Origin of the sequence: Acaryochloris marina S15 (genome assembly GCF_018336915.1) — a bacterium.
Lineage (GTDB): Bacteria > Cyanobacteriota > Cyanobacteriia > Thermosynechococcales > Thermosynechococcaceae > Acaryochloris > Acaryochloris marina_A.
Genome location: NZ_CP064923.1, coordinates 5542416 through 5564731, shown reverse-complemented (window position 1 = coordinate 5564731; position 22316 = coordinate 5542416). Strand labels below are relative to the sequence as shown.

The 22316-nt window shown below is 47.2% G+C and carries 24 protein-coding genes and 1 pseudogene; 10 read left to right on the top strand and 15 right to left on the bottom strand.

Annotated features, from left to right (window positions below; all coding sequences use genetic code 11):
* Positions 1–96 precede the first annotated feature (96 nt).
* Positions 97–729, top strand: coding sequence for a flavin prenyltransferase UbiX (locus tag I1H34_RS25345; RefSeq protein WP_212663624.1), 633 nt, complete (start codon positions 97–99; stop codon positions 727–729).
* A gap of 26 nt (positions 730–755) precedes the next feature.
* Here the strand turns inward: I1H34_RS25345 and I1H34_RS25340 are convergent, their stop codons facing one another.
* From I1H34_RS25340 to I1H34_RS25305, 8 genes and pseudogenes are all read right to left on the bottom strand, one after another.
* Positions 756–1187, bottom strand: coding sequence for a GFA family protein (locus I1H34_RS25340; RefSeq protein ID WP_212663623.1), 432 nt, complete (start codon positions 1185–1187; stop codon positions 756–758).
* A gap of 58 nt (positions 1188–1245) precedes the next feature.
* Positions 1246–1689, bottom strand: a complete 444-nt coding sequence (locus tag I1H34_RS25335; RefSeq protein WP_212663622.1) for a DUF4079 domain-containing protein — start codon at positions 1687–1689, stop codon at positions 1246–1248.
* A gap of 643 nt (positions 1690–2332) precedes the next feature.
* A pseudogene (locus I1H34_RS25330) lies at positions 2333–3803 on the bottom strand (aromatic ring-hydroxylating dioxygenase subunit alpha).
* Positions 3804–4581: 778 nt separating this feature from the next.
* Positions 4582–5139 (bottom strand): GNAT family N-acetyltransferase, encoded by a 558-nt coding sequence (locus I1H34_RS25325; protein ID WP_212663621.1) that lies wholly within the window; start codon positions 5137–5139, stop codon positions 4582–4584.
* A gap of 44 nt (positions 5140–5183) precedes the next feature.
* The gene (locus I1H34_RS25320) at positions 5184–6407 is read right to left on the bottom strand and encodes an aminoglycoside phosphotransferase family protein (RefSeq protein ID WP_212663620.1); all 1224 of its coding nucleotides are present in this window, start codon (positions 6405–6407) and stop codon (positions 5184–5186) included.
* A gap of 19 nt (positions 6408–6426) precedes the next feature.
* Positions 6427–7734, bottom strand: coding sequence for a histidinol dehydrogenase (gene hisD, locus I1H34_RS25315; RefSeq protein ID WP_212663619.1), 1308 nt, complete (start codon positions 7732–7734; stop codon positions 6427–6429).
* 335 nt (positions 7735–8069) lie between these two features.
* Positions 8070–8525, bottom strand: a complete 456-nt coding sequence (locus I1H34_RS25310; RefSeq protein WP_212663618.1) for a hypothetical protein — start codon at positions 8523–8525, stop codon at positions 8070–8072.
* 33 nt (positions 8526–8558) lie between these two features.
* Complete coding sequence (locus tag I1H34_RS25305; protein ID WP_212666434.1) at positions 8559–9368, bottom strand: Nif3-like dinuclear metal center hexameric protein; 810 nt, start codon at positions 9366–9368, stop codon at positions 8559–8561.
* Positions 9369–9503: 135 nt separating this feature from the next.
* Between I1H34_RS25305 and I1H34_RS32820 the strand changes: the two genes are divergently transcribed.
* From I1H34_RS32820 to I1H34_RS25285, 5 genes are all read left to right on the top strand, one after another.
* Positions 9504–9632: a hypothetical protein gene (locus tag I1H34_RS32820; protein ID WP_283250044.1), complete on the top strand. Its 129-nt coding sequence runs from the start codon at positions 9504–9506 to the stop codon at positions 9630–9632.
* Positions 9633–9660: 28 nt separating this feature from the next.
* Positions 9661–11343 (top strand): IS1634 family transposase, encoded by a 1683-nt coding sequence (locus tag I1H34_RS25300; RefSeq protein ID WP_212661850.1) that lies wholly within the window; start codon positions 9661–9663, stop codon positions 11341–11343.
* A 63-nt stretch (positions 11344–11406) separates the two neighbouring features.
* Positions 11407–12150 (top strand): hypothetical protein, encoded by a 744-nt coding sequence (locus tag I1H34_RS25295; RefSeq protein ID WP_249369615.1) that lies wholly within the window; start codon positions 11407–11409, stop codon positions 12148–12150.
* A 239-nt stretch (positions 12151–12389) separates the two neighbouring features.
* A complete protein-coding gene (locus I1H34_RS25290; protein ID WP_212663617.1) occupies positions 12390–12740 on the top strand; it encodes a PipX family protein in 351 nt (116 codons plus the stop codon).
* A 201-nt stretch (positions 12741–12941) separates the two neighbouring features.
* The gene (locus tag I1H34_RS25285; protein WP_212663616.1) at positions 12942–13181 is read left to right on the top strand and encodes a DUF1830 domain-containing protein; all 240 of its coding nucleotides are present in this window, start codon (positions 12942–12944) and stop codon (positions 13179–13181) included.
* Between the two features lie 42 nt (positions 13182–13223).
* Here the strand turns inward: I1H34_RS25285 and I1H34_RS25280 are convergent, their stop codons facing one another.
* The 4 genes from I1H34_RS25280 to I1H34_RS25265 are packed head-to-tail and all read right to left on the bottom strand — an operon-like array spanning position 13224 to position 14877.
* Entirely contained in the window at positions 13224–13757 is a 534-nt protein-coding gene (locus tag I1H34_RS25280; RefSeq protein ID WP_212663615.1) for a DUF6155 family protein, read from the bottom strand.
* 27 nt (positions 13758–13784) lie between these two features.
* Positions 13785–14072 (bottom strand): TMEM165/GDT1 family protein, encoded by a 288-nt coding sequence (locus I1H34_RS25275; RefSeq protein WP_212663614.1) that lies wholly within the window; start codon positions 14070–14072, stop codon positions 13785–13787.
* Positions 14073–14091: 19 nt separating this feature from the next.
* Positions 14092–14508 carry a TMEM165/GDT1 family protein gene (locus I1H34_RS25270; protein WP_212663613.1) on the bottom strand — a complete coding sequence of 139 codons (417 nt, stop codon included), beginning with the start codon at positions 14506–14508 and terminating at the stop codon, positions 14092–14094.
* An 18-nt stretch (positions 14509–14526) separates the two neighbouring features.
* Complete coding sequence (locus I1H34_RS25265; RefSeq protein ID WP_212663612.1) at positions 14527–14877, bottom strand: YkgJ family cysteine cluster protein; 351 nt, start codon at positions 14875–14877, stop codon at positions 14527–14529.
* A gap of 190 nt (positions 14878–15067) precedes the next feature.
* Between I1H34_RS25265 and psb30 the strand changes: the two genes are divergently transcribed.
* Positions 15068–15187 (top strand): photosystem II reaction center protein Ycf12/Psb30, encoded by a 120-nt coding sequence (psb30, locus tag I1H34_RS32980; RefSeq protein WP_212663611.1) that lies wholly within the window; start codon positions 15068–15070, stop codon positions 15185–15187.
* Here psb30 and recJ read toward each other — a convergent pair.
* Positions 15184–17574, bottom strand: a complete 2391-nt coding sequence (gene recJ, locus I1H34_RS25255) for a single-stranded-DNA-specific exonuclease RecJ (RefSeq protein ID WP_212663610.1) — start codon at positions 17572–17574, stop codon at positions 15184–15186. The genes psb30 and recJ overlap by 4 nt on opposite strands.
* Positions 17575–17676: 102 nt before the next feature.
* On the opposite strand from recJ, the gene I1H34_RS25250 reads away from it, so the two are divergent.
* Both I1H34_RS25250 and psbA read left to right on the top strand, forming a co-directional pair.
* Complete coding sequence (locus I1H34_RS25250) at positions 17677–18087, top strand: sll0565 family protein (protein ID WP_212663609.1); 411 nt, start codon at positions 17677–17679, stop codon at positions 18085–18087.
* Between the two features lie 255 nt (positions 18088–18342).
* Entirely contained in the window at positions 18343–19425 is a 1083-nt protein-coding gene (psbA, locus tag I1H34_RS25245) for a photosystem II q(b) protein (protein WP_010482631.1), read from the top strand.
* A gap of 98 nt (positions 19426–19523) precedes the next feature.
* Here the strand turns inward: psbA and I1H34_RS25240 are convergent, their stop codons facing one another.
* Positions 19524–19706: a hypothetical protein gene (locus I1H34_RS25240; RefSeq protein WP_212663608.1), complete on the bottom strand. Its 183-nt coding sequence runs from the start codon at positions 19704–19706 to the stop codon at positions 19524–19526.
* Positions 19707–19790: 84 nt separating this feature from the next.
* On the opposite strand from I1H34_RS25240, the gene I1H34_RS25235 reads away from it, so the two are divergent.
* On the top strand, positions 19791–20705 hold the full coding sequence (locus I1H34_RS25235; RefSeq protein WP_212663607.1) for an alpha/beta fold hydrolase: 915 nt from the start codon (positions 19791–19793) through the stop codon (positions 20703–20705).
* Between the two features lie 16 nt (positions 20706–20721).
* Here the strand turns inward: I1H34_RS25235 and I1H34_RS25230 are convergent, their stop codons facing one another.
* Positions 20722–22311, bottom strand: a complete 1590-nt coding sequence (locus I1H34_RS25230) for a serine/threonine protein kinase (protein ID WP_212663606.1) — start codon at positions 22309–22311, stop codon at positions 20722–20724.
* Positions 22312–22316 lie beyond the last annotated feature (5 nt).

Sequence of the window (22316 nt, the reverse complement as noted above, 5' to 3'; positions counted from 1 at the left end):
GTTGGGGATCGCTCTCTCTGTGAGGAATACAGAGTATCAACGTTATAATAAAACGTTCCGCTAAGGCGAAATACCACTCTTTTATAACCTACGCTTGTGTCTCACTCTAACTCACCGCTACCCGTTACTTTAGGCGTTTCTGGTGCATCAGGATTACTCTATGCTGTACGCACGATTAAGTTCTTGCTCCGAGCAAATTATTCGATTGAACTGGTGGCTTCTAAGGCCACTTACCAGGTTTGGCAAGCCGAGCAAAATATTCGTATGCCCGCTGATCCCGGTAAGCAAGAGCAATTTTGGCGTCAGCAAGCCGATGAATGGGGTGGGAAGTTAACCTGCCATGCCGCCACTAACGTCGGTGCAGGGATTGCCAGCGGCTCCTTTCGCACCCTGGGGATGCTGGTGATTCCTTGCAGTATGAGTACGGTGGCTAAAATTGCTGCGGGTCTCAGTTCTAGCCTATTAGAACGGACGGCCGATGTTCACCTGAAGGAACGACGCCCTTTAGTGATCGTGCCTAGAGAAACCCCCTTTAGCCTGATTCACCTGCGAAATCTGACTACTTTGGCAGAGGCTGGAGCCCGGATTGTGCCTGCGATTCCTGCTTGGTACCACAACCCCCAAACCATCGAAGACTTGGCAGACTTTGTGGTAGCTCGAGCTTTAGATCAACTCGGGATAGATTGTGTGCCACTTCAGCGTTGGCAGGGCACTGAACCGACTGCCTAGCCTGTGAGATGTTCGCGAGAGAGCGCTTATCGGGTCTCACGGACTTTGGCATGGCTGCCTGGCCAGATATCGTGCTGGGGGAGGTCATCTGTAATGGTGAACCAAGGAGATTTAGACCCCACGTAAATGTGTCCCTCTGGTGCATTGTGAGGCGCTTGATCTAGCCCGCCTAATGGAATACCGATCTTATCAGGCGCATTGTCATAGGTGCTGATGAGATTGGAGCCACAGACAGAACAAAAATGCTTCACTACAAACTCGGAAGAATGGTAGCGAGACAGTAAGTCTTCACCTTTAATCCACTTAAATTGCTGAGTGGTAATGGTGGCTCGGGTGCGAAAAGCAGCTCCATGCCAGCGCCTGCATTTTGAGCAATGACAGTTAAAAATGGGACCCAGTTCGCCTGAAATCTCATAAGCTATCCCTTCGCAGAGACAGCGACCACTTAGTGTTTGCATAAGAAAACAGAGTACGCAGCAAATGCTGCGTACTGTCGACTCGATTATGAATCAGAGGTTACTGAGGCAAATAGTTCTGAAGCACGGACCAGCCTGTCCAAGACACGGCGGTTAAGGCTAGAAAAAGCATGCCATTAATGCTGACGTGGAGTGGACGAGCCCAAGGACGCTTGGGATGCACACGACTGGCGGCCCAAGCAGAAGCAAGGGTTAAACCAGCGACCAATAGGCCAGCAGGTAAGTGAGATGAATGACCGGAGGTTCCTTCATAAGTGGAGGCACCTAAAATACCGATGGTCATTAATTCTAAAATTGTCAGTACTAGTGTGATACCCAATCCATAGTGGATATAACGTAACCATCCCCAAGAAGCTTCACCGTGACGGAGTCGCAATCTTCGTAGGGTAATCCCTAGTACACCAAGTCCTATGTAAAGGAATACAGCTAGCGTCATCGAAAAGGCTGTGACTGACGCAAACAACATAGGAGGGGGCGAATCCATACGCGACCTCAACAACATCAAGCGTTTCTGTTCTAGAAGTATATCCTTCCACTCAGCTCAAACAGGCTAAGAAAAAATACTTAATACTCATGGTTTACATAGCTAGGACTCAATACAGTTCTTTACATATAAATTGTAATACCGATAATAATCCTTGTAAGCTTTTCCTTGTAAAGATTGTAAGAATTTGATCCCCGTTATGGCAGCTGAGCTGATCGTGCGATCTCATTCGCAATACTCTGCATTTTAGTCAAGATTTTAATCTAAAGAATATATTTATGAAAGGGCTGAAATTTCTTCCTCATAAATGTTGTGGAAGTTACAATAGACCCAGTTTTGGAAGATTTGGTTGTCAATAGACTACCAAATTAAATCTGCACGAAGAAATCGGTAATATTTCATATAAATTAATATGAATCAATGAAATAACTATAAAGGTTCTTATCTTGTAAAACTTTTTGTGGTAATAACTCTTGGCCATAAACCTGTATCTTTTGGTTGTTAGGTCGATGGAATTCAGTTCACGGGTAGGCAGGTTCTATCGTTCACTGAACTCTAACGGTTGGTGTAACGTTGTACAAAATAGCTTTGAAAACACTTATGGACAGAGTGTTTCCAAGGCTTTTATCTAAAAATCGATTGATCAGTGATGTGCATGGATATAATCCACAAAATAAAATCTGGGTTTAAGCCAATATTTCAACCCATAATAGATCCCTAACCCTAGAAGCCCTATGAGAACCATGGGAATCCCCCACGTCACTCTTACTCCCATCCCAGCATAAGATTGGGTATTCAGATTCTTGATAAATAAGAATTTCAATGATATTTAGATGCACAATCTTATGGCGGGAAGGGAGTAAAGAATCAGGCAAGATTGCTGTTCCACTGATTGCGATCGCAAAGACAGCTACCAAAATCTTTTGCAATAGCTTGATTCTGCTCAACGCTCGTCGACAGCTACTACAGATCAAGGTGTGTTGATGATATCGATCCAGAATTTGAGGTCGCTTCTCTCCTAGAGGTTGTAAATAGTCATAGTTGTTGGAAGCAACGAAAATCTGCCCATCAGCAGATCCCCAAGGAATTTGTCCGTGACTATACTTTTCGAACCATCGCCGATATTCAATCACGAGACGATCCGCACTGGTGGGGAGCTTGTAGGCGGTTTGCCAATTTTGGGTTTGGGTGTGCTGAAGAAGCTGTTTTTCTTGGGCACGTAACAAAATCATGTCGCCATCCAGCACTGGATTGCGGTTTTTCATATGCTCTACCCAGCGAGGAAGCACTTTCATGAGACCTGTGGCAAAATTGCGTGCAAACAGGGCTACGATGCGAGATCGACCTGGGGCAATGGGAATACAGTAGGTGACCATAGCTGCTTGTTTCCCTTCACCGATAGAAAATTGATATTCCAAGCGGCAGGGCGGTTGAAAGGTGATTGTGGTGGCGAACTTCCCCGTGGTCAAGACTTCAATTAGCTCTGGGGTGGAGGTCAGAACCTCCATAGGGATAGGAGCGGCTTGGTTGCGATTGCCTTGGACACCATGATGGGCAAAGGGAACGTGACTCGGGTCAGAGACGTTTTCAACTAACGTTTGCCAATCATAGGCCAAATCTCTCATGACAGAGGACCAGACAAAGTTTTGGTCAGCATTAATGAGGGGGGAGAGAGGCAAAGGTTGTGTGGCAGCAATTTCTCGGGTGTCTGGATCTGGCCATACCCACAACAGTCCACTTTGCGCTTGAGTGGGGACAGCAGTAACGCAGTACAGCTGTCCCTGCTTAGGGGTGACTGCTTCAGCTTGAGGAATGTGGGTGCAAAGACCTTCTTGATCAAATTGCCAACCGTGATAGCTACACATGAGCTGACCGGTTTGCTCGTCAATGCGACCTTCACTGAGGGGAGCTAAGCGGTGGGAGCACAGATCTTGAAATACTAGATATTGGTCAGAATGCTTGGGTTGCCAAATAACAAAATGTTGCCCTAATAACGTAATGGCAGTGGGGCGCTGTGGATCTAAGTCTTCTAAGGGAGCGACTGGATACCACTGTTGCCAAAAATTGAATTGAATATCTAAGTTGCTCGGATTGGAATCGGTTTGCGTTTCCATATCTGCTCTGCCATAAAAACTTTGAATGGATTCATTTCAGCGTATCAGGAGGGGCGTGCACTTATTGCCCTATGAAGTTGTTGTGAATATTATAAATTTCTGTCTAAAGTTCCGTTTCTGTTATGGCTGTTATGACTTCTATTCGATAGAGCGAAAGTAAATGTGGGTGTATTTACTGGAGGTTTTTTGGTAACAGAAATAATAATTCCGTAGTTCTTCTCAGGTCTGGGTTTGGAAGATTGGTTAGAGTATAAACAACTAGTTAATTCATGCCATAAAAAACCCTCGGATGCGATGCATTCACTCATCCAGAGGGTTCCAATACCTCCCATATCGACCCAGCACCCCCCGTGCTGGGTTTTTATTTGGAGACTAATTGATTAGATAATGCCCCATTTCTTATGGAAACAGACATCTTTTCTGTAGTAAATATTAAATAATTATTGTTTAAAACTTTGAGGATAAAGATCCCAAGGTTTCTAACTGTAGTTTCTATCGCATGTGTAGCAAAACGATAGGAAAAATCTCAAGATTTTGTGAAGGCTAATATCTCAATTACGTGAGAGATAGTTGAAGTTATTTTGAACTTTCAAAAGAATAAAATTTGTTGTAGAGAGCTTGACGCTTCAAAATAACTTCACAAGATTTTCAGTTGTGTTTATGGTCTAATTCTATAAAAAAAAGGGGCTTGCGCCCCCCGTCGAACTTCCATGACAATAGCTACCTTTATTGTGCCCACGTCCTTTTCGGTTTGGTGACTGCCGGATCTAAATAAAATCTAAATATTAGTGTTGATGAGGCTAGTGAGCATATGGTCTTGCCATATCCCGTTAATGCAGAGGTATCTAGGGGCATATCCTTCCAGTTGAAAGCCTAATCGTCGGAGGAGTCTGCCGCTACGTTGGTTATGGGGCATATAGGCTGCCATAATCCGGTGCAAGTTGAGGTCAGAGAAGAGGTATGCGATCGCAACAGGTATCGACTCGGCCATATAGCCTTGACCTTGATATTGGTCGGCAATACTAAAGCCTAAGGTGCAGGACTGAAATGCCCCTCGCACTACATTTGAGAAGTTGATAGCCGCAATAATCTGCTGGGGATTGTGCCGATCAAACAGGAAGAACTTGATGCCTTGATCGTTGAGGAATGCATGGGTGCGATCGCGAATCAATACCCGCCAAAAGTTGGGTGTATAAAACTCCACCGGTTTAATCGGCTCAAAGGGGGCTAAATGGTCTTGATTAACGATGAAATACCTCAGGATGGCATCAATATCATCTTCTGTTGCCATTCGTAGAATGCCGCGCTTACACTGCAACTTGGGAAACTTCGGCATGGGTTGATTCCGAATTGACGGCCAATTGAAGCCTAACTTAGGGCTTATATGTTGAGTTGGTCCAGGGCAGTATCTAAAATGCTCTGGTTCTGGGAGGTGCTAGAACTGCCCATTTCTACTGCTAGGGATAAGCCCAGTAGCGTAATTTCTGGCGGAAAGCGTTGGGTATCGCAGAGGTTCATGGTTAAAAAAGGACAGCAAAACAGTGCCAACTTGAGTTCCTGTCGCCAGGTTTCAGGGAGTTGACCAGAAGCTTTTAGGCGCTCAAGCAAGGGCTGGAGTACATGCATGAGCTTTGATTGCAGGAATCTTAGACGTATAGCTGATGGTCGAAAATCATGATCCACTTGGATCTGGTCTGCTGAGATCTCTAAGTTAATGGATAGGTCTTTGGCGATCTCTTGGGGGAAATACAGCCAAATCGCAAATACGTTATGGAAGATCGGCTTCGTTAGATCTAAAAAGGGTGAATGCCGTCCGGCAAAGGCAGGATCAAAATAGATCAGGGTTTCTGCGTCTTCATCTACGAACACATTGCCATTATGAGCATCACCATGACCGACAACAGAGGGAGTAGAGGTTGGGACAAGCTTTTGACTGGCTGTTTGAATAATGTCAGCTAGGGTGTCTTGGTAAGGTATGCCATTAATCTGCCAGGTTAGTTGAGCGAGTGGGTCAAAGTTCAGGGTGTGTTCTGGTAGCTTGACTTCTTTGCCTGCGTAAAACTCGTGATATCGTCCTCCGACTAGGCGATGGACAAACAGTTGGTGAATGGGGACTTCGGCATGGTCTTCGGCTGATAAAGGCTGCAGGGTTTGCTGATAGATGGCCCACAGGTCTTGGTCTGCTTTTTCCTGCAGGGCAATAATCTGGTCAGCTCCGCCTCGCTGTCCCGTTTCAATCTGACGAGCCACATCAAACAGAGATGGGGATTCAAAAAACTCATAGACCAGCAGCTGCTTACCCCATTCTGTTGAGCTAAAAATGGGCTGAATAATGGGATAGCCTGCCTCTGCCATGATCGTGGAGTTGTAATACTCATGAATCAGGCTTTGGGGTTCAACGTGGGTTTTGAAGAACAGTTTGTCTCCTTCCACGGTATGCAGAAATCCATTAATGGAGTTAAGGGATACCGCCGAAGGACGTACCTGTACCTGCTCCACATTGAAAGGGAAATTGTCATTGACGAAGTCCTTCAGCAGGGCATTCGCCGCTGCCTGATCAGAAAACTGTAACGTCTGAATCTGATACAGGAGTTGATCGGACACGGTAACCCTCCACCGCCCCTTACGGGAGCAGGTTCTTACGCTCACGAATGGCCATGGCATGGGCCGGGAAGTCTTCATGCTCCGCCAAGGTTTGAGCCGTATGGCCCAAGCGATCAAAGCCTTCTTTTGTTAAATAACCAATGCCAGTGCGCTTGAGAAAGTCGTATACCGATACCGCCGAGTAGGAGCGAGCAAAGCCTCCCGTAGGCAGAATGGCGTTGACGCCAATGCAGTAGTTGGCCGTTGGAATGGGGGTATAGGGACCGAGGAGAATTTCACCAGCATTCTTGATTTTGCCGAGAACGCTGAGGGGGTCTTGTACCAGAACTTCTAAATGCTCAGGGGCATAATCGTTGAGGAAATCAATCGATTCTTCCAGGCTGGAGGTGAGAATAATACCGCCATAAGAAGACAGGCCCTTCTGACAGAAGTTTTTGCGCCATTCAGGCAACTGCTGCATATAGTCGTCTGCATGTTTGGACGCGGCCTTGGCTAGGTCTTCGCTGTGGGTAACCAGTAAGCCTGCCGAGTCGGGACCATGCTCTGCTTCTACCAGCAGATCTAAGGCTGCAATCCGGGGGTCAGTGGTTTCGTCCGTAAGAATAATCGATTCACTAGGACCAGCGGGTAAGCCAACATCAACGGTGCCGTAGAGCAGGCGCTTGGCGGCGGAGCCATAGACGTTGCAAGGTCCAGTGATTTTATCGACTTTGGGTACTGTGTCAGTACCGATCGCCATGCCTGCGATTGCTTGGATGCCGCCTAATTTGTATACATCTTTCACGCCTGCCAGTTCAGCTGCGACAAGAGAGGCAGGCTCTACGGTGCCGTTTTTGTCCGGTGGTGTACAGACAACAATTCTTTCCACTCCGGCTACGACCGCTGGCACGCTGAGCATCAGCATCACTGAGGGAAAGGAGCCTTTACCCCGAGGCACATATAGTCCAGCACTGGCAATAGGGGTGACTTTTTCCCCAGCAAAGACGCCGCCATCGATTTCGGCAAGCTGCACTTCTTCTGGCATTTGCCGTTCGTGCACTTCTTTGATGTTGCGATAGGCTTGCTCAATCGCGGCTTTGATTTCGGGCTCGACTTGCTCGCGGGCAACGGCAAATTCGGCTTCGGTCACTTTCAGATTTTCGGTTGTGGCACCGGGAAAATCAAATTTGCGGACGTATTTGATCACGCCCTGATCACCGTCAGCGCGAATCTCGTCAATGACTTCTTTGGCGACAGCTAGCGCCTGTTCAATATCTAACTCGGCCCGTCGTTTGATGGAAGCGAGTTCTTCAGATGTCATCTCTGACAACCGGAGAATCCTGACCACGTGCTGTCTCCTTTAAATCAATAAACGACGACCGATATATGTCGTCGAGCGGTGTATAAGCATTACTAGCTTAGCTCAGAAGCGGGGTCAACAAACTTGAATGTATGGGTAAGTTGATTGAGCCTATCTCTGATGACGGTATGGCAGTGATAGCCCAATTGAAGGAACTAGGGTTGAATCCATCAAGGTTGAGGTTATACCAATTTGAGCCTAAAAGCGTAATCATAAAATTTGTAAAACCCTTTGTTGGCAAAGTTTCATAGCAAATCAAAATTACACTTTTTGATGCTTATTGGTATTAGCAACGTTGAATCAACTGTATAGGCGTGGTGTGCTTATTTTCTTTCGTCGCCGTTTTCTTCTTCATGTAACGTTTGCTCTAAGATCCATAACTCTGCTTCTGCTGGACTCCAGACTTGGTGAATAATCTTACCTATCCTCCGATCATCAATTACGTAAGTGTCGTCACCATCGGGCCAACGACCATAACTGAAAGGTGATGCCTTCAAAATGTCTGCTCGGGATCGTCCTGCCAGTAGCTGATCAACCCTTTTCTGACGCAGTTTGTACTGCTTTTGGGCATGTCGTCGTTTCTGCCAATGCTGGAGAGGCTGAGCGCTGATAAGGGCCAGGGTAACGAGAGACAAGATGATCAAGGCCAATACCGAACCATCTGCAGCTATGTTTGCCAGTATCACCATCATCAACAGCCCAATGACGATACCGACTATCTCAATGCTGTTGGTGAGTTTTGTAGGGAGTTGCCTATAAATTTGGCAAACCTGTTTCATCTCAAAACTGTGGCAGTTGTATTGTTGGTCCTTCTAGTTGGCAGCCCAAAAATTGCGGAAATCTTCGTCTGACTGGCTCAGTTGCGCCCATTCCACTCCCTTGTTGGTAAATTTTTGGGCTAAGCGTTCACAGGCAGGCCGCTCTGTCGCATAATGTCCAGCATCAATCAGAATCAGGTTGCGATCGCGACTCTCTTGAAATTGATGAAACTTACAGTCCGAAGTCAGATATGCCTGGGCACCTGTTTGGCTCACGGCTGAGATATAGCTAGCTCCAGACCCTCCGAGTACTGCGACCCGTTCAATAGACTGCTGTCGATCTGCTGTGGGTGATACCAATAAATCGGTAGGCTTCAGAGTAGCTTGAATGTTGGCGAGGAGCTGTTGCAGTGTTAGAGCGGGTTTAAGATTGCCGACGCGACCGTATCCCAGGCCATCTTGGGTTGGTTCTACGGGTTCGGCATTTTGCAGCTCTAAGAGTTGAGACAATACATCTGCTGTGCCATCTGCGACTTGATCAAAATTGGTATGGGCACTGTAAACCCCAATCTGATGAGTGATGGAGAGGCGAACCATATCGCCAATGGAATCGCCCTTTTGTACTGACTTCAGAGGGCCAAAAATTAAGGGATGATGGGCAAAAATTAAATTAATAGGTGTGTTCTGCTGCTGAAGTGCGATCGCTTCTTCCATCACCGCTAAGGTTGGCGTTAAACAGACCAGTACCCGAGCCGGTTGATCCAAAATCCCCGGTTCAATCTGCCAACCACAGTTATCCCACTTCTCCTGCCAGGACGGGTTAGCCCAGCTTTCAAACCACTCAATCAGTTCACTAATTTTCATCGTCATCACTTACCTTGCTGAGATGCTCAGGCTTTGGTTCGGTCGTCGTTGACCGATTCGTCTATCCGACTTTCAACCTTACAATAGTGGCGATTTGCCTTCACGCAATACACCTAACATTCTTATACCTATTAAATGAAACTCACCAACAAGTTGAATTTGCCCATGCCCTTATATCGGGCTGTGGAGTGGCAAAATGCTCATCATTCTGTGGGGAAGGCAGATCTATCCGACATTCAGCAGGTACTAACCATCAAGGGATAATTTTGAGGTTGTCTCTCAACGCAAGTCCATGTATTCACCTCAAGAGATAGACGTTCAGGATATTGACCATCTCGGTATTATTGCCGGTATCGTCGATGAGATCGGCATTGTCGAAATAGTGGATCGATTATTAGGTACTCACGAGCAAGAGAATGTTAGTTGTGGTCAAGTTGTCAAAGCCCTGATTCTAAATGGTATGGGCTTTTTGAGTGCTCCATTGTACTTATTTAGTGAGTTTTTCGAAAGCAAAGCAACCGAGCACTTACTCGGTCAAGGTGTACTGCCAGAGCACCTCAACGATACCCGTATCGGTCGAGTCCTCGACAAGCTCTATGCCTATGGTGTGACCCAGATATTTATCCATGTGGCAATGGCAGTCGTTCAGAAATTCGATGTAGCTCTAAGGTGTGCGCATCTAGATGCGACAAGCCTTAGTGTTGAGGGGCAATACTTAGATAAACCACAGGTTGAGGCGTCAGACGAATCCCCCTCTGCACCTGAGTCCCCCTCCCCTGCACTGGCTGAATCAGAGGAGCCGATACCCGTGAAAATCACCTACGGCTACTCACGGGACAATCGTCGTGATCTCAAGCAGTTTGTATTGAACCTACTGGTGAGTGGGGACGGGGGTATTCCTTTATTTTTACAAGTGGGCAACGGTAATGATGCGGACAAAAGTACGTTTGTGCCTATCATCCATGAATTTAAGCAACAGTGGAGTCAGCAACAGCCAGAGGTGATTGTTGCTGATAGTGCCCTCTACAGTGCCGACAATCTGCAAGCATTAGGAAGTACATCTTGGATTAGCCGAGTTCCAGCAAGTTCAACGGCAGCCCAAGACTTATTACAAGGGCTGCCGGGTTCACAGTTTCACCCCAGTGCTCTCAACGGCTATAGCTTTGTCGAAGTATGTAGTACCTATGGAGAGATTCAACAACGGTGGCTGGTGGTTGAAAGTAAAGCTCGCAGAGACTCTGGACTCAAACAAGTGCAAAAGCGGATTGATCAGGCGTTTAGCCAAAAAACTACTGCACTTAAAACCCTCTGCAAACAGACCTTCTTGTGCCCTGCAGATGCTTTAGCTGCAGCCCAAGATTTTGGCAAAATCCTCAGGTATCACACCCTTGACGATCTCAAAATCCACAAAAAACCTCATTATTCAAAGGCTGGACGACCGACAAAAGCAACGGTTGTGACTCACTACACCTATTCTATTGAGGCTACCTTAACCCTCAATGAGCCAGTCATCGAACGCTATCGGCGGCAAGCAGGTCGTTTCATCTTAGCCACCAATCTCTTGGAACAAGAGCAATGGAGCAATGATGATATTCTGCGCGAGTATAAGAACCAGCAGGCGTGTGAAGGAGGCTTTCGCTTTATCAAAGATCCACTCTTCTTTGCCTCTAGTGTTTTCCTGAAGACACCTCGGCGTATCGCTGCCTTAGCCATGATCATGGCCTTGTGTTTGATGGTCTACAGCTTAGGACAACGACAGTTAAGAAATGCACTAGAACAAGTACAAACAACTCTCCCTAATCAGAAGGGGAAACAAACTATGAAACCTACGTTACGTTGGATTCTCCAATGCTTTCAGGCCGTCCATTTAGTTTGGCTTGATGGTGCCAAGCATCTCATCAAGCTCAACAGCAGGCAGCAACTTATCTTGCCGTTCCTTGGGAAGGGCTGTAAAAAATATTATCTGCTCTGCTAGCTAGCCTGCTGAATGTAGGATCTATCTTGTACCCAGTTGATCGATGCGCCGCTAATTGCCTGGTTGAGACGTCAATACAGTGATCAGCTAGAAGAAGATATATCAGAACGACTGTGGCCCCTGTATGGCACCCTGATGCATTCGATTTTGGAAGAGTTTGCAGCAGAGGAAGAGCATGTAGAAACGGAGGCTATTGCTGAGGTGGATGGCTTTCGGATTTCGGGTCATATGGATTTGGTGGTGACCGCTGATGGCCTGTTGCAGGATTACAAATTCACCAGTTCATGGGCCGTGAAATCTGCCAAGACCGAGGGCAAAGTGGAATGGGATCGACAGCTGAATGTCTATCGATTTTTGTTGGAAAACGCCATTGATGGCTCAGGGATTCCCCATCTTTCAACAATAAAGAAGCTGCAAATTGTGGCCCTGCTTCGCGATTGGGGGCCACGCCATGAAAGAGATGGCTTAAAACCTGTGGAAGTGATTGAGGTGCCCTTATGGTCTGAGGCTGAGTCTTTGGATTATATGCGAGATCGCATCCAGCTCCACCAAGCGGCTCAAGGTGATACGCCACCTTCAATGTGCTCACCGGAAGAACGTTGGGCAACCCCAACCACCTATGCCGTGATGAAAAAAGGCCGCCAATCAGCCCTCAAAGTATGCCACTCGGAAGCCACAGCTCAGGACTGGATGACAACCCATAAAAAAGGCGAGTGGGTCGAACAACGTCCGGGGCAGAATAAACGCTGTGAGTCCTATTGTGGGTTTGGTAAACAAGGATTTTGCCCGTATCAGGCCGCCAGTTGAGAAGAGGTACGGATTTCCGTAGCAGTTGTCTTGGGGCTAGGGTGAGTTTGTCACGGTATCATGATGCCTCTAACTTCAGTCTTCGATATATCCGTAACTTTAGATGCAGAAGTGTGGTGCCCAAAAGCTTAGGATGCCACCACACTAATAATCCAAATTTTTCATTTGCCCGAACTCAATGTACACAATGTCAATGGGCTACAAGCCTTAGGCATTTACCTCTTATTAGGTACACCGCTATGTCTAGCTATTCGGACCATTTGGAAAATGTGAGTCAAGAGCATTCCCAAAATGTATTTCCTACTGACACAAGCTCTGTTGTTGGTGAAACTTATTTATCTCATCCAGTGTTTGGCCTACTGGTGAATTTATGCGTTATTGATGCGCAAAGTGCACTATTTGCAAGTTTGTATGCCAAAAGACTTTTTTTTCTCGTGACTTCGTCTAATTTGAGTTTAGAAATCGATAGTATCAGCCGAGATGATGCAAGAGTTGCTCTAGAAAAACGATTAGCAGTTTTGCGTAAATCTGGTTTTAATCAAGATTATGAGCAGCTTAAAGGAGTCTACAAAAGTACCTTTAGCCGTTAATCAAAAGTATATGGGGGCTGAATATGATAGGAACCTTGACAATCTGTTTTTACTGCCAAAAGTGATGGCGAGTGAGAAGTCTGATGTCTGCTGTGAGATCTATTGCACTTTTCATAGATCTATACCTAATCGTTGAAGAATGTCCCCAAAGCGCTTCTGTTTGAGTAGTTAAAACCCATTTGAAATAAGGCTGTTGATTCAATGCTGTGTAGCTATGTCAACCAAACCCCTTTTCTTGAGATCATTCGCATCTCCAATATTCAGAATTGGTATTTTGAAAAGGTGGTTTTTCAGCAGCAGCGAATTCTATTTGATTGTCAGGCTCAAGCAATTTTAGAGGTCTATTCCAGTGAGTTTTCTACAGCCCTGCTGGTCGATAAAATTGCCTGCGAGGTTCTCCAGGTAGAAACGACCGAAGAATACTTTGAGCAGTCGGCATAGTTCTCAGAACTAACAAACAAGGAATGAACCATGTTTGGGCTTCTATTTGCTGAAAGTTGCTTGATATATCTCACGAAGCGCATCGTGAAACCCCCAACCCGTTTGTGAGGTGTCTTGCACAATTGTGCGACATCGCCGTTCTGCCACACCCTGTAAGCCATATTTAGCAATGGCTTTAGTGGCTGACTCAAACATGCTCTCCATGCTGTTATAAAAGGGCTCATCAATATCGCCATAGGCATCGGTAAACTTAACCCCCTGTTCCACGTAGAACAGCATCATGTCCACTAAAGCAGCGGGATCACGGCAGACTTTCTTGTAGTCATTCACCGCTTTGCGGGCCACTGACAGTCGGGCTTTGCCAAAGCCCCGCGCCGGGAAAAATTCATGCTCGATGGTTTGTTTGTAGTTTTCCCCTACATACTGCTCAGTTTCGGGGCTGAGTTTGAGTTGATAATATTCTTTGACGGACTTAAACGTTTTAAACAGCTCACTAATCTCATCGGTGAGTTCCTCTTTTGAGGCTTGCTTGAGATGTTGTTTGAGTGTGGTGAGATTGGTTTTTGAGGGTGCCATTTATTTCAAACCACCAGAGAGTTGATATTATTCCGCTTCAGCTTCAGCCGGAGACCATAAAAACGAGATGCCTAAGAGAGCAAAGCCAATGGCTGCAATTGCTTTCATAAGCTGTGTGGGTAGCAACTGGCCAACCCCTTCTCCTAACAACACACCTAACAAACTGGCAAAGATAAGTGCCGAGGATGTGCCTAAAAAAATGGCCCGAGGATGTTGGCAATTTCCGCTGAGAGTAATGGCTGCCAACTGACTTTTATCGCCCAGTTCCGCTAGAAACACGACGACAAAAGTGATCCCTAATAACTTCCAATCCATTCGCCTTGGCTCCTGAGTTCTAGAGGTGTACCGTATCCCAAATCAGCAAGACCGCAATGAACAACAAGCTGGCACCGGTCACGGTATTGAGTGTCGCTGCTGACACCCGACGAGCGAGCCACTGGCCAATGATCACCCCGAATAGGCTAGTTGTGATCAAGGCAGCAGCAGCACCCAAAAAAATAATCCAGGGCGATTGAGACTCTGCAGTCATCAATAGCGTACTCAACTGAGTTTTATCTCCTAGTTCTGCTAGGAAGACCGTGACAAAGGCTAGCCCAAATTCCTTGCTGAACCCTTTGCTGGGGTCAGGTTGTTGAGTATTCGTTGGTTTTGAAGCCTGATGATTAGCAGGGACTGAATTGATATCACTCACGGTAAGCCTAAACAAAAATGGACCTGCGACTACCTTCACATCGCAGTTGACTAGCCCCATTATGCCTGGAAGGGGGAGCTAGAACCCGATCTCACGTTCAAACCGGATGCTTTCTAAGCTGCGGTCACCGTAAATGGCATCGATTTGTTGGCGACAACATGCGATCGCAAAGTCACTCAAATCCTCAGGATCGACGCCATACATGCGTTGAAAGGATTTCGGCTCTACCCGGCAAAACTGAGGTCGATCCGCATAGATTTTGCATTTTCGATGGTCTGTATCAAAGTGAATGCACCAGCCGTCGGAGCCCACCAAACTTAAGTAATGCTTCCATTCTTCTGGGGTTAAATACTCTTGAACATCAGGGCGCTCCGTTGGATCGAGATGGCAACAGGCCCCACATTGCTCGATGCAACACCAATTTGCCATACCTTTGGACGACCTTATCCTAAACAGCTAATTACAGATTGCAGGATCAAGATTGAATAGCTTAAAACTTTCACCTTGATCAGAGCTAATAAGCTAATCCTATCAAAATCTCCCTTCCACGTGATCCCTTAACCAGGTAGAATAGAGGGCGCGTTCGCTAACAATATTTGAGTTAATCTGGGAGACAAGGATGGACTTACTAGCTGCAATCAATTTACAAGTTGTACTTCAACTAACTATGCTTGGCGCTGTCGTCATTGCAGGCCCAATTGTTGTTCTGTTGGTTGCTCTTCGGAGTAACGCAACCTAGGGTAACTTTGCCAATCTGTTGGCTGAACAATGATACCAACGCTGCAAGCGTTTTAACTCCTGCTCTAATAATCCCGTCTCCGGGAAATCAGAGCAGGGGTAACCTATTTCTCTAAAAGCAGAAACAATTGTACTCGGTGCAACCCACCATTGCTGTCCTAAGTTCAGTAAGTTGAGAGGTTCGTCACCGTTTTTTGCTATTTCAAACTTTAGTTTTGCCTTCAATTCCTCGGCTGGCAAAATCGCTGGACTATGGTTGCGGATATAAATCTGCTGAGGCCTTGCCAAGGATAGTAACCAGCGTAAATGGGTCCAAGAGGGCGGTAAAGACCATAGAATCAGGCAGTCACAGGGACGGCTAGGCCGATCATATTCTACGGTTCCAGGCAGGGTTGTTGTCGATACGTAGGGACGCTGGTAGCCGTACATCAATATATGCCCGTCAATGCCTTTGAGGACTTGGGGCCAGTCTCCCAAGCTTGACCACTTTATGGCTTGTAGTAGTGCAGAAGACACGGTTGGTTCAGGACAGTGTAAGGCTACTTGTTGTCGGACGACGGGTGCCCCTTTATCTGCTTGGGCCACCACAATGGGAGTATTTTTCTGTGGGTTGGGTTGGGCTTCAACGGGTAGCCGAATACCTAAAATCTCCAGCTCCAGATTGGTTTGCTGGTTCCAAGTGTTTTCTCTTAGGCGATAGGCAATGTCGAGGCGCTGGGGTAAAGGATGATAGGTGCCCCACCGCCATGCCATACCTTTGATTAATTGGGTCTGCTCGTCGTCTGACTCAGATTGGGAGAGGGTGAGCTTGAGATGGGTTTTGTCTTTGCCGACAGGCCGCTGCTCCACCACCTCAACATTTGCAGTCCAAAAAATGGGTTCAGGATTGCCAATGCCGCAGGGATGTAGTTGGTTGATTTGCTCGTATAGGTCCCAATTAAGCTGAGAGAAACGGGCTTGGGCATCGACTGTCACTAGGGGCTTGAGCTGATCAGTCTGTAAGGTTTGGTGGGCGTAGTTACGAAGGTGCGATCGCATCTCATCCAACTGGTCTGTTGCTAAGGAAAAGCCTCCTGCTGCCCGGTGCCCTCCATAACGTCCTAGAGACTCATGACAAGCCTGTAGTGCCGCAAACACATCAAATTCAGGAATCCCCCGAGCTGACCCACGGATATGGGTATGGTCTTCCTCTTCATAGGTAGCAATAAACACGGGCAATCCATAGCGTTCTACTAACCGGGACGCCACAATCCCAATCACGCCATGATGCCAACCGGGATGAACCAGCACAATCACCCACTCGCCTTCTGGTTGCCACGGCGCTTTCCCCTGGCAGACTAGGGTCTCAACTAATTCGATGGCCTCTATCTCAATGTCTGCACAGAGCTGACGTCGATGCTGGTTGGTCTGCTCACACTGCATGGCTCGGGAAAACGCTACATCTGGATCATCTGTTGTTAGTAACTCAATAACCGTTTGTGGATCGGCAATCCGGCCCACGGCATTGATGCGGGGGCCGAGCCGAAACCCAATGGCATCGGGTTTAAGGGCTTGATCTGCAGATACACAGCCAGATACTTGCATCAAAGACTGCACCCCGGCTAACCGAGAGTGAGGCAAGAGGGCTAAGCCTCGCTGGAGCCAGCGGCGGTTGACCCCCACTAATGGTGCTAAATCAGCAATGGTGCCTAGGGTAAAAAGCTCTAGCAGTGGGGTAATCAGGGTGGCATTGCCTTGCTCTTGCGCAAGTAAGGTGGCTAAGACATAAGCAACTCCTACCCCTGCTAACCCTCGATAAGGGGAGTCTTCTGGTACTAACTTGGGATTAAGAATGGCATTGGCAGGGGGCAGTTGAGGGGGCAGATCATGGTGATCTGTGATGATCACAGTCAATCCCAGCTCTCGGGCTCTAGCAATGGGGTCATAGGCGGCAATACCGTTGTCTACGGTTAACACCAGCTTCACGCCATCTGCTGCGAATTCTTCGACGATGCGTTGGTTAATGCCATAGCCTTCCTGCATCCGGCTGGGTATCGCATAGTCCACTTCCGCCTCTAAAGCTCGCAGGACGCGCAGCAATAAAGCAGTGCTGGTCATGCCGTCTGCATCGTAGTCACCACAGATGGCAATTTTGTGTCGAGATGCGATCGCATCCTGTAACAACGTTAAGCTAGAGGCCAAATCCGGGAATGCTTCAAGAGGAGAGGGTAAGCTCTGTGACTCTGGTGCCAAAAACTGTTGAGCGGCTTCGACAGACTCTATCCCTTGGTTGGCTAATACTGCAGCCAAAAGAGGCGATAATCGGGTTGCGATCGCAATCCTGTCTACTAGAGTTTGTTCTGGATCAGCAATTTGCCAGCGTTGCTGCGGAAAGGATGGTTTCGGCACAGGAAAAATTGCGTTAGGCCACTTCCACCATCGGTCATAGTGGGGCTCCACCCCCCAATCCGAGATCAATAAATTAATAATCCCTACATTTGACGAATTAGAATGGAATCATCGGAACAACCAATCCTAGAGAAGATGGCAGGACAGTCAGAGCGCACTGCCGTAGACTTCGATACAGAATTCCCGACAGCCTTAACGGAGGCTGAAAATACTCTCCAACAAATTAGAGATCGTTATCTAGAGATCAAAACTGCTCAGGCTGAGCAAGCTCAGTTGGAGAAAAAGCTAGCAGATGTGCAGACTGATATGTCTGCCAAAGCCCAAACAGAGCAGAATCTAGCAGCGCTGCAAACGGAGCTGGAACAAATTCAAGACCAGATCCATACCCTAGGTATGACCCTAGAAAGCCAACTCTGGAAGTGGCATGATTTAAAAGAGCCTTTCTGGCAATTTATTCGATACTTTGGGCTAGGGTTTGCCGTCGCAGTTGTAATCCATAAATTTGCAAGCTAAGGTCTCGGTTCTCAGAATCGATACAGTTGTAAAAGATTAAGGCTTCAGATGACGCGTGAAAAAAGTAATTGTTTAACCTCGCCAGAATCTTTGAATCCTTTGTCTGTTGGTGATTAAGCTAATTTTGACTGGACAGCCACGTCAAAAAAACTGAATCTAAGTTTACAAAAAAAAATAAAATCATTATCATTAGTAACGTGGACACAGCTTTTATGTTCTGTCCCGTAGTTAATTTACTTAACCGCAATCATAACCATGACAACAGTCTTGCAAAGACGCGAAAGCGCCAGCGCATGGGAAAGATTCTGTAGCTTCATCACCAGCACCAACAACCGTTTATACATCGGTTGGTTCGGCGTATTGATGATTCCTACCCTTCTCACCGCTGTAACCTGTTTCGTAATCGCCTTTATTGGCGCCCCTCCCGTCGACATCGATGGAATCCGTGAGCCCGTAGCTGGTTCACTTTTATATGGCAACAACATCATCACTGGTGCCGTTGTTCCTTCCTCTAACGCTATTGGTCTTCACCTGTATCCCATTTGGGAAGCAGCTTCTCTAGACGAGTGGTTGTACAACGGTGGCCCTTACCAGCTAATCATCTTCCATTACATGATTGGTTGTATTTGCTACCTAGGCCGTCAGTGGGAATATAGCTATCGCCTAGGGATGCGTCCTTGGATTTGCGTAGCTTACTCTGCACCTTTGGCTGCTACCTACTCCGTCTTCTTGATCTATCCTTTGGGTCAGGGCAGCTTCTCCGACGGCATGCCTCTAGGCATCAGCGGAACCTTCAACTTCATGTTCGTGTTCCAAGCTGAGCACAACATCTTGATGCACCCCTTCCACATGTTTGGTGTGGCTGGAGTCTTGGGTGGTTCCTTATTCGCCGCCATGCACGGTTCCTTGGTTAGCTCCACCCTAGTTCGTGAGACCACCGAAGGTGAGTCCGCCAACTACGGTTACAAGTTCGGCCAAGAGGAAGAAACTTATAACATCGTTGCAGCCCACGGCTACTTCGGTCGTTTGATCTTCCAATATGCATCCTTCAGCAACAGCCGTTCCTTGCACTTCTTCTTGGGTGCCTGGCCCGTTGTCTGCATCTGGTTGACTGCAATGGGCATCAGCACCATGGCCTTCAACTTGAACGGATTCAACTTCAACCACTCCATCGTTGATTCACAAGGTAACGTTGTGAACACATGGGCTGACGTTCTTAACCGCGCAAACCTAGGTTTCGAAGTTATGCACGAGCGCAATGCTCATAACTTCCCCTTAGACTTGGCTGCTGGTGAGTCTGCTCCTGTTGCTCTTACTGCTCCTGTCATCAACGGTTAATTTGATTAGAGTTCCTAATCATTTAATCTAATTAGCAAGCGGTGTAACCTTTGGGTCTACACCGCTTGCTTTTGGGAATTTGCCAGATTTGGGTAAAACTAAATCTCTACTAAAAACCCCTCAGGTATATCACCTGAGGGGTTTTTATCGGGTTTATTGTTTTGCTGGAGCCGTTTATGAAGTTGTTTGCGTTGTTTTTTCAGTTGTCTTAGACGGGCGGCAGACCGTTTGGATTTGTCATTACGTCGCCGACCGCGGCGGGGAGACTCCCAAGATTTCATTCTCATGGTGGTCAATATGGATTAGAAATGTACCCGCTATCCTAGCAAATGTTTAGAATTATTGAGAAGCATAGAGAAACGAATATGGTCACTTCGCTAGGGAATCAACCTCAATCGGCCACCTGGGAATGGCAAGGTTTTTCGATTCAGTACCAATATGCAGGGACAACCGGTCCTGCAGTCATTCTGATTCATGGGTTTGGCGCTTCTAGTGGTCATTGGCGCAAGAATATTGCTGAATTGGCTCAGGACCATCGCGTTTATGCTGTCGATCTAATTGGCTTTGGGCAATCGTCAAAGCCAACACCGGGCACTCTCACACCTGGGCAAAGTATTGCCTATGAATTTGAGACTTGGGGGCAACAAATTGCTGATTTTGGCCAGGAGGTTGTGGGTAAAGCCGCATGTCTAGTCGGTAATTCGATTGGCAGTATTGTGGCATTGCAAGCAGCAGTATTAGCGCCTCATCTCGCGACCAGTGTGGTGATGCTGGATTGCTCGTTACGGTTACTGCACGATCGCAAACGGGCAGGTTTGCCCTGGTACAGAAAGTTCTCAGCGCCTTTGTTTCAATCCGTGCTTTCTGTGAAACCAATTGGTCATTTCTTTTTTCATCGGTTGGCTCGTCCGAAGACGGTTCGCCAGATTTTAGAGCAAGCCTATGGTAGAACAGAGGCGGTGACGGATGAACTCGTGGATATGTTGATTCAGCCTGCTTCCGAACCAGGGGCTGCAGATGTTTTTCTGGCTTTTATTAACTATTCCCAAGGACCGCTACCCGAAGATTTGTTGGCTGAAATTGCTTGCCCCGTGTTGTGTGTCTGGGGAGCTGATGATCCTTGGGAACCCGTAGAACTGGCACGCGAGTTGACCCAGTTCCGGATGGTTGAAGATTTTATTGTGTTGGATGGGATTGGTCACTGTCCTCAAGACGAAGATCCGCATCAGGTCAACCAGATTGTTAGTAACTGGATTGCGACACAACTGGAAAAAAGTTAGCCTTCGTACCATCCACTTAAGGCTGTTGAGGATTCGTCAACCTGTGGAAGGTATAGGTTCCTTTCACACCTTGGGCATAGAAATAAAGGAAGAGTCCTCCAAATCCTATTGCTATAGGATTAATGCCTGCATTAGCGTCAAGAGCAGCAATGATTTGCAGCAATTTACTCAAAATAAAGTAAATCAACATCAGTACAGCGCAAGCGCGTATTTTCTTATAAATACCAAACGTAAAACCTGCCGTTAGCAAGACATCAATCCATAACAAGTCTCCTCCTTCTGACCCTGATAGTACCAACATGGCCAGCAACGTAATAACGGTCGTAACTGTACCTGCAATCCAGGCTGTTTTGATCTGCTGATTCGCCTCCTCTAATTCTTTCTTAGGCGGTGGCAATGGTGGTTGGTTTTGCTGGCTAGAAGGATTGGGTGGGGTGGAATATCCAGGTGTCTGAATATCTGTAGAAGGTACACCTGTCGGGGGTTGTGAGATGGGGAAAGGGGCAGATTGGGGAGGCGGCACATAGGCAGGTAAGGGTTCGGGCGGTGCCTGAAGATCCGTAGGAGGCAAGTTTGATGGAGGGACAGGAGGAGGCTGAGTCGGTGAGGATGGCGCTACTGGCCTGGAGAAAGGGGGTGGGCTAGAAGCTGGACTCACCTCAGTTTGCTGGCGAGATTGTTCTAAACCTCGATCTAGATCTCGTAAACGTTGCAGAATAATTTGCGTGTTAGCTGGCCGATCCTTGGGCAATCGGGCCATCAAGTCATCCACTAAATTTGCGAAGGGGGGTGAAATGTGGGTTGCTGACTCTCGCCATTGGCATTGGTCGCTATAGGGATCGTAGATACTGCTATCGGTAGGCTCTTTGCCAGTTAACAGATAGATCCATGTTCGACCCAGGGCATAAAAATCGGACTGCATCACGGCCTGTCCATTCATCTGCTCGGGGGGCGTGAACCCCATGGAATGAATACCAGTTACCCCTTGAGCCCCTTGCTTGGCCATGTAGGTTTGGGTTACAGCTCTGACGGCACCGAAGTCAATTAGCACCATCTGTCCATCCGGGCGCAGCATGATGTTGGATGGTTTGATATCGCGATGGAAAAATTGTTTAGCATGCACTTCATCCAAAATAGTCATGATTTGCATCAACCATTCCAGGGCTAGCTGTTCACTGATGGGCCGAAACTGACGCTGTTTCATATAGCCGCATAGATCTAGCCCCTCGATTTTTTCCATGATCAGGCAATGTAGAGAAGTCTGGCTATCCCGTGGCCAAAAGATAAAGTGGCCATCGGTGTCGACATGGGGAATGCCAGGATGACGCAGTTGGCTAAGGACTTGGGCTTCCCGTGTAAACAATTCAACGGCTTTGGGCTGCTGATCGATCAAGACTTTGAGAACTTTAGGAATGCCACTATTGCTGGTACCTGTGGCTCTAACTACTTCGCGCACTTCATAGGTTTTGCCAAATCCGCCTTGGCCAATGACTTGGGTAACGCGATATCGACCTTCTAGGAGGAGCTCTGACCCACAGGTTTGGCAAAATACGCTGTTGTCAGAATTTTCTGGCTTGGAACATTGAGGGGCAATACAGAGGGTCATATTAA

What these genes read in the sequence shown, in the direction of transcription:
- I1H34_RS25340 (WP_212663623.1), bottom strand. Translation starts at nt 1,187, where the DNA reads ATGCAAACACTAAGTGGTCGCTGTCTCTGCGAAGGGATAGCTTATGAG.
- I1H34_RS25335 (WP_212663622.1), bottom strand. Translation starts at nt 1,689, where the DNA reads ATGGATTCGCCCCCTCCTATGTTGTTTGCGTCAGTCACAGCCTTTTCG.
- I1H34_RS25325 (WP_212663621.1), bottom strand. Translation starts at nt 5,139, where the DNA reads ATGCCGAAGTTTCCCAAGTTGCAGTGTAAGCGCGGCATTCTACGAATG.
- I1H34_RS25310 (WP_212663618.1), bottom strand. Translation starts at nt 8,525, where the DNA reads ATGAAACAGGTTTGCCAAATTTATAGGCAACTCCCTACAAAACTCACC.
- I1H34_RS25305 (WP_212666434.1), bottom strand. Translation starts at nt 9,368, where the DNA reads ATGAAAATTAGTGAACTGATTGAGTGGTTTGAAAGCTGGGCTAACCCG.
- I1H34_RS32820 (WP_283250044.1), top strand. Translation starts at nt 9,504, where the DNA reads ATGAAACTCACCAACAAGTTGAATTTGCCCATGCCCTTATATCGGGCT.
- I1H34_RS25300 (WP_212661850.1), top strand. Translation starts at nt 9,661, where the DNA reads ATGTATTCACCTCAAGAGATAGACGTTCAGGATATTGACCATCTCGGT.
- I1H34_RS25290 (WP_212663617.1), top strand. Translation starts at nt 12,390, where the DNA reads ATGTCTAGCTATTCGGACCATTTGGAAAATGTGAGTCAAGAGCATTCC.
- I1H34_RS25285 (WP_212663616.1), top strand. Translation starts at nt 12,942, where the DNA reads ATGCTGTGTAGCTATGTCAACCAAACCCCTTTTCTTGAGATCATTCGC.
- I1H34_RS25280 (WP_212663615.1), bottom strand. Translation starts at nt 13,757, where the DNA reads ATGGCACCCTCAAAAACCAATCTCACCACACTCAAACAACATCTCAAG.
- I1H34_RS25275 (WP_212663614.1), bottom strand. Translation starts at nt 14,072, where the DNA reads ATGGATTGGAAGTTATTAGGGATCACTTTTGTCGTCGTGTTTCTAGCG.
- I1H34_RS25270 (WP_212663613.1), bottom strand. Translation starts at nt 14,508, where the DNA reads ATGGGGCTAGTCAACTGCGATGTGAAGGTAGTCGCAGGTCCATTTTTG.
- I1H34_RS25265 (WP_212663612.1), bottom strand. Translation starts at nt 14,877, where the DNA reads ATGGCAAATTGGTGTTGCATCGAGCAATGTGGGGCCTGTTGCCATCTC.
- psb30 (WP_212663611.1), top strand. Translation starts at nt 15,068, where the DNA reads ATGGACTTACTAGCTGCAATCAATTTACAAGTTGTACTTCAACTAACT.
- I1H34_RS25250 (WP_212663609.1), top strand. Translation starts at nt 17,677, where the DNA reads ATGGAATCATCGGAACAACCAATCCTAGAGAAGATGGCAGGACAGTCA.
- psbA (WP_010482631.1), top strand. Translation starts at nt 18,343, where the DNA reads ATGACAACAGTCTTGCAAAGACGCGAAAGCGCCAGCGCATGGGAAAGA.
- I1H34_RS25240 (WP_212663608.1), bottom strand. Translation starts at nt 19,706, where the DNA reads ATGAAATCTTGGGAGTCTCCCCGCCGCGGTCGGCGACGTAATGACAAA.
- I1H34_RS25235 (WP_212663607.1), top strand. Translation starts at nt 19,791, where the DNA reads ATGGTCACTTCGCTAGGGAATCAACCTCAATCGGCCACCTGGGAATGG.
- I1H34_RS25230 (WP_212663606.1), bottom strand. Translation starts at nt 22,311, where the DNA reads ATGACCCTCTGTATTGCCCCTCAATGTTCCAAGCCAGAAAATTCTGAC.